At 36.5% G+C, this 13,401-nt stretch carries 10 protein-coding genes; 9 read left to right on the top strand and 1 reads right to left on the bottom strand.

Annotated features, from left to right (window positions below):
• Nucleotides 1-25: 25 nt before the first annotated feature.
• The gene (locus ACWITO_RS13500) at nt 26-1,624 is read right to left on the bottom strand and encodes a hypothetical protein (RefSeq protein WP_448530519.1); all 1,599 of its coding nucleotides are present in this window, start codon (nt 1,622-1,624) and stop codon (nt 26-28) included.
• Between the two features lie 350 nt (nt 1,625-1,974).
• Between ACWITO_RS13500 and ACWITO_RS13495 the strand changes: the two genes are divergently transcribed.
• The 9 genes from ACWITO_RS13495 (at nt 1,975) to ACWITO_RS13455 (ending at nt 13,344) form a co-directional block, all read left to right on the top strand.
• Nucleotides 1,975-2,493 carry a hypothetical protein gene (locus ACWITO_RS13495; RefSeq protein ID WP_133121584.1) on the top strand — a complete coding sequence of 173 codons (519 nt, stop codon included), beginning with the start codon at nt 1,975-1,977 and terminating at the stop codon, nt 2,491-2,493.
• Between the two features lie 17 nt (nt 2,494-2,510).
• On the top strand, nt 2,511-5,576 hold the full coding sequence (locus ACWITO_RS13490; protein ID WP_448530518.1) for an AsmA family protein: 3,066 nt from the start codon (nt 2,511-2,513) through the stop codon (nt 5,574-5,576).
• Nucleotides 5,577-5,695: 119 nt separating this feature from the next.
• Nucleotides 5,696-6,664 (top strand): ADP-glyceromanno-heptose 6-epimerase, encoded by a 969-nt coding sequence (rfaD, locus tag ACWITO_RS13485; RefSeq protein ID WP_448530517.1) that lies wholly within the window; start codon nt 5,696-5,698, stop codon nt 6,662-6,664.
• A gap of 19 nt (nt 6,665-6,683) precedes the next feature.
• Entirely contained in the window at nt 6,684-7,664 is a 981-nt protein-coding gene (locus tag ACWITO_RS13480) for an OmpA family protein (protein WP_448530516.1), read from the top strand.
• Between the two features lie 3 nt (nt 7,665-7,667).
• Nucleotides 7,668-8,825 (top strand): DNA-methyltransferase, encoded by a 1,158-nt coding sequence (locus tag ACWITO_RS13475; RefSeq protein ID WP_101359510.1) that lies wholly within the window; start codon nt 7,668-7,670, stop codon nt 8,823-8,825.
• Nucleotides 8,806-9,549, top strand: coding sequence for a hypothetical protein (locus tag ACWITO_RS13470; protein WP_207764452.1), 744 nt, complete (start codon nt 8,806-8,808; stop codon nt 9,547-9,549). Before ACWITO_RS13475 ends, ACWITO_RS13470 begins: the two co-directional genes overlap by 20 nt.
• Nucleotides 9,550-9,554: 5 nt before the next feature.
• Nucleotides 9,555-11,945: an efflux RND transporter permease subunit gene (locus ACWITO_RS13465; protein WP_448530515.1), complete on the top strand. Its 2,391-nt coding sequence runs from the start codon at nt 9,555-9,557 to the stop codon at nt 11,943-11,945.
• Nucleotides 11,929-12,648 carry a hypothetical protein gene (locus ACWITO_RS13460; RefSeq protein ID WP_448530514.1) on the top strand — a complete coding sequence of 240 codons (720 nt, stop codon included), beginning with the start codon at nt 11,929-11,931 and terminating at the stop codon, nt 12,646-12,648. Before ACWITO_RS13465 ends, ACWITO_RS13460 begins: the two co-directional genes overlap by 17 nt.
• Entirely contained in the window at nt 12,649-13,344 is a 696-nt protein-coding gene (locus tag ACWITO_RS13455; RefSeq protein WP_448530513.1) for an SAM-dependent methyltransferase, read from the top strand.
• Nucleotides 13,345-13,401: the final 57 nt, after the last annotated feature.

The raw sequence follows: 13,401 nt of genomic DNA, 5'->3' as shown, positions 1-13,401 counted from the left end.
CAGTAGCAGTATTTTTTTCATAGATTTAGTAGATTAAACGTTGAGAACAATTACATTGATTAAATAGAAACAATAGCACATCGGGCTTTTGCTGACTACTATACGGCATTGAATAAGGGTGATTCACCCCATACCACTCTGCCCACTTTTCCCTAAAAAGTGTGAATATGGTCCAATAGGCTTCAGTATCAGTTGTTAGCTCTTCCATAGTTTTAGGCAGTGAACTACCTGTTTGGGTTACATATTCTAAATAATTTTTAAATCTATTGTCATTTTGTGATTTTGGGAAAATACTATATGGTGAAAAATAGTGCTTATTCAGCCAGTCATACCTTATTCCGTCTTGCACAAAAATATTGTAAATAATTAGCTCTTTGATAAGTTTTACTTCAAATTCTAAATTGGAAACAGGTACACGAACAAAATTACTTCCATACTTTTTGTGTTGTAAGGCGTGTAGTAGCTCTTCCAAAACTGTTCCTGCTTTTTCAAAAAAGAAATTGTCTTCATCAACCTTTATAGTAATACTTCGGTCTCTCGGATTGTAGTTACCTGTATTAGAGCCGCTAAGATTTCCCTGTTTCCAAGCTACTTTATGTGTTTGTAATTCTTCTAAAACCAATTTGGCAACTTCACTTTTAGTATTTAAGGCTTGTATAGTTTCATCTAATTTTTTGATAGCATCATCTGACAAATTCCCAAAATCATAAGTTCCATTAGGCTTTTTTTGAGTAATGCTTTTTAAAAGTTCTGAAGGCTGATAGTTAGAAGGCAAGTTGGTACCTGGATCCACAGGGGTAACTCCCGCAGGTGGTTCAATTGGTTCCCAAGGCTGCCAAGGTAAAGGGATAGAAGGATATATAGGACTTATAGGAGGAACTGTCGGGGGTACAGTGGGTGTCCAAGGGTTAGGATTACCTGGTGTAAAAATTGGATTAACAACTATTGGCGGAGAACCTGAACCAGGTGGAGTAGGTGATGGAGTAGGATTAGTAGGAGGATTGGTACCTGCTGGAGGTTGAGGGTTTGGTGAAGTTGTTGGAGGATTGGTACCTGTACCTGGCGTATTACTACCACCACTACTGCCCCCACCTGAACTTCCTCCCCCACTTACATCACCAGCATCTTTTGGACAAGCTGCCACGGTCCAGCTAATAATTTCACCAGAGTAAGGATCTATTTTAATTTCATTACAAAGTCCTGTCCCAAAAATTGGAACATAAACAATAGTATAGACAGAACTACTTTGACTTTCTAGATTATACAGACTATAAGCAAGAGAAATTTCATAATAAACCCCTCCTTCCAATGCACCCGTAAAAGCATAATACATCAAATCGTCTTGATAGTTCTGCAAAGTTTGTGGATGGGTGATAATTTCGGCTATTTTGAGATCTATTACTTCGCCATTGGGACTCAATATCGCTTTTAGCCTCCGCATAAAACCTATTTCACTATTGTATTGTACAGAGGCATACCTATACACAGGTACATAGATAAGCGTGTAACCTTCGCTTAAAGAATAAGCCTTTGTCTCTCTCCAAATGGGTATCCAATAAGGCTGATTTGTGTTATTTCTTGTGCTGCTTACACCAGAATGATATTTAGCAAAAGCATTTTGCAAAGCGGTAATCGTTTGTAAATTGGGTTTGAAGGCTGGGCTTGCAAAAGTTTGCTGATAGGTTGGCTTTATTTCTGCTTCTTTTTTCTTACAAAACCAAAAAAATATACTGATTAAAAGCAGATAAATCCACTTTAATTTCCCAAGTGTGTGTGGTGTGGGGGGGGTAATTCATTGATTTTCTTGTTTTTAGCATAATTGAGTGAGGTTTAAGTGAAATTATTGTGCAAATTAAGGAATTCTCCTCAAGAAAAACAAAACAAATCTTTTTTGCAATTCTTTCACAAAAAGATTTGTTTGGCAGAATGGTATTTGGTGTAAATTTTGTACTTTTGCTTGTAAATCTCCTTTTTATGAAAAAAAGCCTTATTCTCATACTTCTATTTTTTTATTTCCAATGGGGTTCTGCACAATCTACTACTGTACCCTTTACATTGGAAGATAGAGATAGATTACTTAAAATTGAGCAGAAACTCAATGATATGGAAAAACGCTTTGACGACCGCTTTCAGCAAAATGAAGGACGTTTTCAGCAAATGGAAAAGCGTTTTGAAGAGCGTTTCCTACAAATAGAAAAAAGATTAGACGAAATGCGTGCCGATATGAATGCCCGCTTTGAACAACAATATACCTTCTCTTGGATATTTTCGGCTATATTTACTGCAATGCTGGTAGCTGTTTTTGGTTTTGCCTACTGGGACAGAAAAACCTTCATCAAACCCATAGAAAGTAAAGTTTCATTACTTGAAAAAGCACTTGAAAATGAGCTTAAAACCAAAGAGAATACTCCTAACTTGAAAGAAATTCTCAAAGATTTTGCTAAAATTGATAGCCGTTTTGCAGAAATCTTAAAACAACACAATATCCTATAAATCAAAACTTTAATCGTATGAAACGAATCCTCAAAAAAACACTTATCGGTTTGGGTATCTTTTTGGTACTCTTGTTGGGCTTTGCCGTAGCCGTTCCTTTTTTGTTCAAAGATAAAATCAAGGCGGAAATTGATAAACAAATAGCCCTGTACGTTGATGCACAAGTTAATTTCAAAACCGAAGATTTTAGTTTGAGCGTATTCAAAAACTTTCCGCACATTACAGCCTCTTTGGATAATTTCAGCATTGTCAATAATGCCCCTTTCAAAGGTGATACTCTGCTTTCAGTAGGCTCTTTTCGGATTACGGTGGATTTATGGAGTTTGTTTGGTGAGAAAATGAAAATCAATCGCATTTCGCTTATCAAACCCCGCATTTTTGCCAAAGTAAATAAAGAAGGCAAAGCTAATTGGGATATTGTTCGCCCCCAACCCATAGATACTACCAAAAAAATTCAAGATACTACCTCTAAATTCAGTTTAGCTATCCAAAAATGGGAAATCAAAGAAGGAACGATTATCTACGATGACCGCACTCTGCCAATGAAAGCCAAAATTGTAAATCTAAACCACATTGGCAGTGGCAATTTGCAAGCAGATGTGTTTGACTTAGGCTCTGAAACTGAAATTCAAAAACTTTCTTTTGAGTACGCAGGCACAGAATACCTCACCGAAAAGAAACTCACCGCCGATATTACACTCGGAATGGATTTGAAACAAATGAAATTCACTTTCAAAGAAAATACCCTCCAACTCAACGACTTCGGTTTGCACTTTGATGGCTACGTGGCTATGCCCGATACCAATATCAATATGGATATCAAATTTGCCACTACCAACAAAGACTTTAAGGCTCTGCTTTCATTGGTACCAGGTGTTTATACCGAAAACTTCAAAAATATCAAAGCCGATGGTAAAATTGGTTTTAGTGGCGAAGTAAAAGGCACTTACAATGCCCGCCAGATGCCTGCCTTTCAACTGGGTTTGAATGTTGAAAATGGCTCTTTTCAATATCCTGCTGTGCCTTCGCCCGTTAATAATATCAACATTGACCTAAAAGTAGGCACTACCGACGGCAATCTGGAAAACTTAATCATTGATTTGAAAAAATTTCATATCGACTTTGGTCAAAACCCCGTTGATGCCGTTGCTTACATCAAAGGTTTAAGCCAAATGGATATCAAAGCCAATGCTAAAGCCAAACTCAACCTTGCCGAGCTAAACAAAATGTTCCCTATGCCTGGGCTTACGATGTCGGGAATTTTTAGTTTAGACGGCAATGCACAAGGAATTTACGACGGCAAACGTATGCCTACGCTCAACGCCGCAATGAACTTGCAAAACGGCTACATCAAATCCTCTGCTTTTCCCGAGCCGCTTGAAAAGCTAAACCTACAAGCCACAGCCCGTAGCGATGGCTCTATGAAAAATACCGAATTTGCTGTGCAAAACTTTACGATGAGCCTGCAAAATGAACCTTTTAGTGCTTCGGCAATCTTCAAAGATTTTGAGGACATCAATTTTGATATCAAAGCCAAAGGTGTGGTAGATTTAACCAAAATCACGAAAATCTATCCGCTGGAAGGTATGAAACTACAAGGACGCCTGACAGGAGATATTGCTTCGCAAGGAAAAATGTCTTACATTGAAAAAAGTCAATACGATAAAATTACCAATAGCGGCGATGTGCGAATGTCGGGTTTTGTGTATGAAACTGCCGATATGCCTCTTGTGAAAATCAATGAGGCTCATTTGCAGTTCAATCCCAAAGAAATGGTTTTGGAAAAATTGGAAGGCTCGGCAGGCAGAAGCGATTTGAACCTGCAAGGCACACTTACAAACTATTTGGGCTATGTGTTCAAAGATGAAACTATCAAGGGGAAATTTACTTTCAAATCACAAAAATTTGATGTAAATGAATGGCTCACCGATAGCCCCACTCCTACCCAACCCAAACCCGAAGACGATGTGCCTCTTACCGTCATTCCAATTCCTAAAAATATTGATTTTCTGCTTAATAGCACTATCAATGAAGTAGTCTATGATAATTTGAACATCAAGAATTTGCAAGGCGATATTATCATCAAAGACGGCAAGTTGAGCCTGAAAGATGCTTCTTGCCAAACACTTGGCGGCGACTTTGTACTCAATGGCACTTACGACACCCAAGACGAACAAAAACCTAAATTTGATTTTGATTTTGGCATCAAAAATTTAGAAATTGGCGATGCGGCAAAGGCTTTTGCTACGCTTAAATATTTAGCACCTGTGGTACAAAACGTTTCAGGTAAATTTTCTACAAAATTCAACTTATCAGGCGATTTGGGTAAAGATATGATGCCCATTTTCAGCAGTTTGAGCGGCGATGGCTTGCTCACCGTAGTAGAAGGAGCAATCAAAGATATTCCATTGATGAGCCGAATAGCTGATGAAATTAAAATGCCCGAACTGAAAAGTGCCAAGTTTGCGGATTTGCTCACTACTGCTAAAATTAAAAATGGACGCTTCGTAGTAGATCCTTATGATGTGAAAATTGATAAGTATATGGTAAATGTTTCGGGCAGTAATGGTATTGCTGATGGTTCTTTGGAATATACGCTCAAAATGGAAGTTCCTGCCAAACAAGCAGGGCAAGCCTTGAACCAACTTGTAAGCAGTCAGCTTGGAGCAAATGTAAGTTTTGATAAAGTGCCTCTCATTATTTCCGTAGGCGGTACTTATACCAAACCACAAATTAAGGTTACCATAGATAAAAATAACCTGAAAGGCGATGTTAAAAATTTGGTTGATGCCAAAAAAGATGAGCTAAAAAATCAGTTGCAAAGCGAAATTGATAAGAAAAAGCAAGAAGCTGAACAAAAAGCCAAAGAAGAAGCAGAACGCTTGCGTAAAGAAGCTGAAGAAAAAGCCCGTGCCGAAGCCGAACGTCTGAAAAAAGAGGCAGAAGAAAAAGCCAAAGCCGAACTTGAAAAAATTAAAAATGAAAAAATGAAGCGTCAGGCGGATAGCCTCAAAAAACTTGCTGAAGAGAAAGCTAAAAAAGGGTTAAAAGATAATTTACCCCCTATCCGTATCCCAAGATAGTAAAAAATTCGGGGATAAAAAAGTCTGAAAAAATATTTTATTTATTGTTTCTATGCAAATTTAGTTCTAAACAAATACCAAAATTTTATTACTTTTGCAAAACTAAAAATCATTACACTATGATAGTTGTTACAGGAGCCGCAGGCTTCATAGGCAGTTGCCTGATACGTAAATTGAACGAAGAAAATTTTAATGCCATTGTAGCCGTTGATGATTTTTCAAAAACAGAGAAACTCAAAAATTTAGAAGGCAAACAACTGAAAGAAAAAGTAGAAAGAAGTCATTTTTTTGAATGGCTTGCCGAAAATCAAAAAGAAGTTGAATTTATTTTTCACTTGGGGGCTCGTACCGATACTACCGAGTTTGATGTAAATATTTTTAACGAACTAAATTTAGAATATTCCAAAAAAGTTTGGCAGGCTTGCGTAGAGCATAACATTCCTTTGGTCTATGCTTCTTCTGCCGCAACCTACGGATTGGGCGAATTTGGTTATGATGATGATGAAAGCAAAATCAAACTGCTCAAACCGCTCAATCCTTATGGGCAATCTAAACAAGATTTTGATATATGGGCTTTGGCACAGGCTCAAAAACCTTTTTTTTGGGCAGGTTTGAAGTTTTTCAACGTTTATGGACCTAACGAATACCACAAAGGCAGAATGGCATCAGTGGTGTTTCACGCTTTCAGGCAAATTCAGGAAACAGGCACCGTTACGCTTTTCCGCTCCCATAATCCCGATTTCTTAGACGGACAGCAAAAAAGAGATTTCATTTACGTCAAAGATGTTACCGAAGTATGTATGTTTTTGATGAAAAATCGCAAAAATTCGGGCATCTACAATTTGGGAACAGGGAAAGCTCGCACTTTCTTGGACTTAGCCAAAAATACTTTCAAAGCTATGGGCAAAGAGCCACAAATCAAATTCATTGATACCCCTCTGGATATTCGCGATAAATATCAATATTTCACGGAAGCCAATATGCGAAAGCTCAAATCTGTTGGTTATTTGAAGCCTTTTACCTCATTGGAAGAGGGTATCAAAGACTACGTGCAGAATTTTTTAATGCAAGATTTCAAGCATTTTTAACCCAAATTAGTTAAGTATTATGCAACTTTCTGCAATTATTCTTTTATTCCTATTAGCTTCCCAAGCAGTATGGGGGCAAGTGAAAAAAAATAGAGGTACAATGGAAGATGAAAGCGAAACGTACAATCTTGATGTATTGAGTATTCGCTTCAAAGTAAATATCATTGATGCCGACGAGAAGAAACCTATGGAGGCTTTTACAGAAATAAAAGATGTTCAGAAATCAAACGTGATTTATACGAATCCTTCTGTGCAAAATTTTGAAGTCGTTTTCTTGAAAAATAGGATTTACACAATGCGTTTTTCTGCACCCAAATACACCGATACCCTGATTACGCTAAACTTTTTCAAAGATACACTTACCCAGCTCACCGTAGAGCTACAAGCCAAACGCGTACCCTTTGAGTTGGACATCAGTGATATGGAAACAGGCGAAGGTTTGCCTTTTGGCGTAACCCTTACCAATAAAAACAGAAACGAGGTTATCAATCTTGACCCCAAAGATGGTAACAAAGGCAAATACAAAGTTCGCTTGCGTGAAGATGATGAGTATGAAGTAGAAGTAAAAAACCCCAAAGAGTATATTTTCTATGCCAACACCATAAACCCCAAGAAAAAACAAAAACTGCAAGCAAAACTGCACACGCTTACCGTTGGAGCAAAAATTCCACTCTATAACATCACTTTTGAATATAATAGTGCCGAACTCAATGACAATTCTAAACGAGAATTAGATAGAATTACTAAAATGCTCAATGACAACCCTACGGCACGTATTGAAATAGCCGCCCACACCGACAGCAAAGGAACACTCAAATACAATATGGAACTTTCTCGCAGGCGTGCCAAGGCTGTTCACGATTACCTGGTAAGCAAAAAAATTCCTGCCAGCCGTTTCGTTTCCAAAGGCTATGGACCTACTCGTCCTATTGCTTCTAACGATACCGAAGAAGGTCGTGCTATGAACCGCCGTTTTGAATTGATTGTGTTAAGTATTTGAAATATGAAAAGCCTTAAATATAAAAAAATTGAAATACCTTTTAAGCATCAAAATGCAGATGTTAGTGCATTAGAGTTGCTTTCTGCCAAATATCCCAAAGAAGAAATTTTTTTTGAAGTTAGTAAAAATACTATTCTTACCTATCTTAGACAATTAGATTTACAAATTTTTCGGCAGGATATAGAAAAATACATAAGTGATAAAAATGGTTCTGCTCATCTTTTTACATATTTATTGGATATTTTAGAAGCCATAGAAAGTATAAAAAGTTATGGTTTGAAATCAGGCAAAAGAGTTTATGTAGAATACAATGAAGAAAGAAAAGTAAAAAACAGAGAACAAAAAGAACAAAAACGTCAGACCTATTTCTATGCTTTACAACACCCTTTTTCAAAACAAAATCAAGATTTACCCGCTGATTTTGAAAATCAAATTATCTGTGGTGATAGCCAAGAAATTTTACAAAAATTACCCAATAATTGCATTGATTTAATTTTCACTTCGCCTCCTTACAATTTTGGTCTTGAATATGCTCAAAATCAAGATGATCACCTCTGGCAAAAATACTTTGAAAAGCTATTTGCCATTTTTGATGAATGTATAAGGGTACTTAAATTTGGCGGTAGAATTATAGTCAATATTCAGCCCTTGTTTTCCGACTATATTCCTACACATCATATTATTAGCAAGTATTTTATGGATAAAAAATTGATTTGGAAAGGAGAAATACTTTGGGAAAAAAACAACTATAACTGCAAATATACAGCTTGGGGGAGTTGGAAAAGTCCGAGCAACCCTTATCTCAAATATACTTGGGAATTTTTAGAAATTTTTGCCAAAGGCACTCTTAAAAAAGAAGGCAGAATAGAAAATGCAGATATATCAGGAGATGATTTCAAGAAGTGGGTTTATGCAAAATGGAGCATAGCACCTGAAAGAAAAATGAAAGAATATGAACACCCTGCAATGTTTCCCGAAGAATTAGCTTATAGAGTGTTAAAGTTATTTAGTTTTCAGAATGATATTGTTTTAGACCCTTTCAATGGGGTAGGTACTACTACTGCCGTTGCCAAAATGCTCAATCGCAGATTTGTAGGCATTGATATTTCTGAAAAATATTGCCAAATGGCACGAAAAAGAATTGATAGTAATTTATTTTGATTTTATGAATAGCCTTCAAATCAAAAAAGAACTTCAATACATCATTGCAGACTACCAAGAATTCATAAAAAGCATAGATGATAAAGCTAAGAAGAAAGCATCAGAAAGAGCCTACGGAGGAATTTTAAGGTCTGAAAAAGGAACTTTTGTAGAAAAATCTTGCAAGAAACTCATTGAATTGAGTTGGCTTGCACTTGGCGGAGAAAAGGAGCAAATTTCATTTGAAAAACAAATAGTAAAAGTTCCTTTGAATAAAAGCTACCTAAATAATATAGCTAACGAGCAAGTTAGAAACTGGATTAAAGAAAATATCAAAGATTTCTACTACAATCTTAAAGTTGATGTACATACATACATAAATGATAAGTTTGTTTTAGCTGTTGAGTGCAAAACTTACACCGAAAATGCTATGTTAAAACGAATACTTGTAGATTTTTCACTTTTACAGAAAACCTCTCCTGAATTAAGTTGTGTTTTGTTTCAATTAGAAAGTCAACTTGGAGGAGATTACGCTCAAATTCATCAGGAAATCACATATGGTAGCTATTCTACCCATACTCTTCTATCATATTTTGATGTAAATTTACACATTATTACCCTTTTGGAAGGCGAAAGAAAAGTTGATGAGCCTATTCACAAGAAAGAATTTTTCAAAGAGCTTAAAGAAAGTCATTTAGAAAAAGCCATACAAGTTTTCAAAAACATTCTGCAATCAAAGCTATAAACTCAATGCAAGCATTTTTCAAACGTTTTATTCGGCTACGTACCTATTGGGGAATATTTGTTGAACATATTTTACGATTTCGTTTGCCTATTCTCATCTCGCTTATTTTGCTAACCAGCCTAATGGGATATTGGGGCAGTAAAGTTACGATGAAATACGAGTTTGCCCCTGTTATCCCCAAAGATGACCCCGATATGGTTAATTTCCGAAATTTCAAGAAAACCTTCGGCGAAGATGGGAATGTTTTTATCATAGGCTTTAACGATAAACGAATTTATCAACTTCCCTACTTTCAGAAATACTATCTGCTTTGTGAAAAATTAGGTAAGATTGAAGGAGTTCGGCAAGTTCTTTCAATGGCTGTCCTGAAAGAAATTTTGAAAGATGACTCTACAAAAACTTTCTATTCACGCCCTATTTTTGCCCGAATGCCACAATCTCAAACTGAACTAGATAGCGGACTTGCTAAAATTAGAAGTATTAAGCTCTACGAAGGACAAATTTTCAACAAACACAACAACGCTACTATTCTGGGAATTACTATTGAAAAAAGCTATCTCAACTCTGCCAAGAGGCTCAAACTTACTCCTCAAATTATCGCTCTTGCCGAAACTTTTGAAAAAGAAACAGGCATCAAAGTACATTTTGGGGGTTTGCCTTATGTAAGAAGTATTACCACAGGTAAAGTAAAAGATGAACTTCAACTCTTTTTAGCCGCTTCAATAATAGTTACCTCCTTAGTGATTTTATTTTTCTTTCGTTCTTGGCAACCTTTGGTTGTTACTTTGAGCGTGATTACTTGTGCAGTGCTTTGGGCTTTAGGTATTATGTATTTGTTTGGTTATCAGATTACTGGGCTTACAGGTTTGCTCCCCCCCTTGCTGATCGTAATTGCAGTACCAAATTGTGTTTATTTAATAAACAAATATCAGCAAGAATACCTCAAAATTCAAAATCAAAGAGAAGCTATCTTGAAAATGCTTAAAGAACTGGGGCTGGTAACTATCATTGCTAACCTTACTACCGCCGCAGGTTTTGCTGTGTTTGCCTTTGGGAATGTAGATTTGCTATCAGAATTTGGTAAAGTAATGAGTTTGAGTATTTTAGCTACTTTTTTTATCAGTATTACACTTGTGCCAATTATTTATTCATTTTTACCTGCTCCCTCTATAAAAACTACTAAACATTTAGAAGTTCGTTATATCAAAAGTTTTTTGAATTTCTTAGTAAAAGTAGCTCTCAAACATAAAAAATGGGTGTATGCTATCAACTTTTTGATTATTGTTTTGGGATTATGGGGAATGAGTATGCTACGCCCCCTCGCATACTTGGTTGATGATTTGCCCGAAAGCAGTGGTGTAAGAAGTGATTTGCGATTTTTTGAACAAAACTTCAAAGGAATAATGCCTTTGGAAGTAGTCATAGACACTAAAAAACCAAAAGGATTACGAAAAAGAGGTGTTTTAGCAAAAGCCGACTCGCTGGAAACAGAACTCACCAAACTTAAAGAAATAGGTAAGCCGCTTTCTATCCTTTCGTATTTGAAAAGTGCCAACCAAGTATATTTCAACGGAGATACCAATTTTTACGCCTTGCCTGATAGCCGAAACTGGATATTTTTTCAGCAATATGTACGCAGACGCCCTGACGGAGCAGATAACCTTTCTCAATTTTTTGTTGATTCCCTGGAACAAAAAATGCGAATTTCCTTCAAAGCCGCTGATATGGGTTCCATACGCGTAAGAGAGTTACTGGAAACAGAAATCTATCCAACTATTGATAAAATTTTTGGCAAAAACAATGTTGAAGTACAGGTTACAGGCTCCGTGCCTATTTTTGCCAAAAGTAACCGATACCTTATTGATAATCTGATGAGTAGCATCTTGATTGCAATATGTCTGGTAGCTCTTGCCAATTCGCTTATTTTTACCAATCTACGCCTCATCATTATTTCTCTTATTCCCAATATTATTCCGATGATTGCCACAGCGGGACTGATGGGCTTTTTGGGTATACCCCTCAAACCCAGCACGATGATTTTATTCAGTATCGTTTTGGGAATCGCTATTGATGATACCATTCATTTTCTTGCACATTATCGTATGCAGTTGGATAAAGACCCCGACCATATTCACGCTATCATAGCTACTCTGAAAGAAACAGGCTTTAGTATGATTTACACCTCTATTGTACTAATTGCAGGTTTTGGTATATTTACTCTTTCTGAGTTTCAGGGTACGGTGTCTTTGGGACTTTTGAGTGCTACTACACTTTTTGTCGCTATGCTTACTAACCTCACTATCTTACCTGCCCTTTTGTTAAACTTTGACCAACAAAAGCAGAAAAAAACCGATGAAGACTATATCCAAGAAAGTGAAGATGAAAATGGCATTTAAGTCTTTGATAGCATTTTTACTGCTTTTTTTCTGCAACGCTTGCAGTGTTTTGTATAAAACTGCTAAAGAAGAGCTTGTTGATGATTTTTACACTCAAAAAATTGGCAGAAACACGCATAAAGTTTATGTAAATGTTGAAGATGATACACTTTACATTCACAAAGCCCAAAAACTAAACCATAGATGGCAAGTTGATACCAGCAGAAAAATCCTTACAAGTTTTCCCAAGTCTTTGGAAACTGATAGAAATTTATCCGTTTTTTTCAGTAAAAAATCCTTTGACATAGATTTCCTCACTATTCCTCTAAAATTTCGCCCTTTGCGTTTCGATGTTCCTGCTCAACTCAATACCAATCTGAATGGAAGTTTGTATTTAGGCTATCGTTTGGATAGCTATATGATAAGCTACAAATCCAAACCTCTCAAAGATTGGGAAAGGCATATTCATCATTTTGGATTTTCAGTAGGTTTTTTCAATGGTATAGGGAACACCTTTGTATCTCCCACCAACACGCAAAATATTTTACAACAAGAATATGATGGAATAGTTTGGAATAAAGGTGTTGCCTGTATTTTTGCCCTCAATCGTCTTACTTTGGGGCTGGCAGTAGGAACAGACTATCTTTTAGACAAGAATCGTGAATTTTGGATTTATCAAAATAAAATTTGGTACGGTTTTGCTTTTGGTCTGAATTTGAATTAGATGCTCTACCTGATTCCCAATCTTTTAGCCGCTGAAACACACAAACAAGTGCTTACGCCGCAAGTATATGAAGTGGTGCAAACACTACAATATTTTATTGTTGAAGATACTCGCAATGCTCGGCGTTTTTTGAGTAGCCTAAAAATAGGACTTGACATTGATAAACTTGTTTTCTTTGAAATTGGCAAACATCACGATTTTGCTCTCCTACAAAATGCTTTTGATTTACTCAAAAAAAATATGGCAGTGGGTTTGCTTTCGGAAGCGGGCTGTCCTGCCATTGCCGACCCTGGCAGTTTGGTAGTTGCTTGGTGTCACGAAAACAATGTTCAAGTAGTGCCACTTGTGGGAGCTTCTTCCATTTTGCTTGCTCTGATAGCTTCGGGCTTCAACGGGCAAAACTTTTGCTTTCACGGCTATTTGCCTATTGATAAAAACGAAAGAACGCAGAAAATTAAATTTTTAGAAAATGCCATATACCAGCAAGCACAAACACAAATTTTCATAGAAACTCCTTTCCGCAACAATGATTTACTCAAAAGTATTTTACAAACTTGCAAGCCACACACCAAACTTTGCCTTGCTTGCAATCTTACTGCTCCCGATGAATTGATACGCACCCAACCTATACATTCTTGGGCAAAAAATCCCCCTAACTTGCACAAAAAACCTTGTGTTTTCTTACTCTACAAATAAAAAATGAACCGAATAGCTGAAATATTCGTTTTCGTTTTAGTGCAATTTCAAATCAAT

This window comes from Raineya sp., assembly GCF_053497555.1.
The sequence above is the reverse complement of the archived record's forward strand: the minus strand, read 5'-3'. Positions and strand labels throughout refer to the sequence as shown.

What these genes read in the sequence shown, in the direction of transcription:
- ACWITO_RS13495 (WP_133121584.1), top strand. Translation starts at nt 1,975, where the DNA reads ATGAAAAAAAGCCTTATTCTCATACTTCTATTTTTTTATTTCCAATGG.
- ACWITO_RS13490 (WP_448530518.1), top strand. Translation starts at nt 2,511, where the DNA reads ATGAAACGAATCCTCAAAAAAACACTTATCGGTTTGGGTATCTTTTTG.
- rfaD (WP_448530517.1), top strand. Translation starts at nt 5,696, where the DNA reads ATGATAGTTGTTACAGGAGCCGCAGGCTTCATAGGCAGTTGCCTGATA.
- ACWITO_RS13480 (WP_448530516.1), top strand. Translation starts at nt 6,684, where the DNA reads ATGCAACTTTCTGCAATTATTCTTTTATTCCTATTAGCTTCCCAAGCA.
- ACWITO_RS13475 (WP_101359510.1), top strand. Translation starts at nt 7,668, where the DNA reads ATGAAAAGCCTTAAATATAAAAAAATTGAAATACCTTTTAAGCATCAA.
- ACWITO_RS13465 (WP_448530515.1), top strand. Translation starts at nt 9,555, where the DNA reads ATGCAAGCATTTTTCAAACGTTTTATTCGGCTACGTACCTATTGGGGA.
- ACWITO_RS13460 (WP_448530514.1), top strand. Translation starts at nt 11,929, where the DNA reads ATGAAAATGGCATTTAAGTCTTTGATAGCATTTTTACTGCTTTTTTTC.
- ACWITO_RS13455 (WP_448530513.1), top strand. Translation starts at nt 12,649, where the DNA reads ATGCTCTACCTGATTCCCAATCTTTTAGCCGCTGAAACACACAAACAA.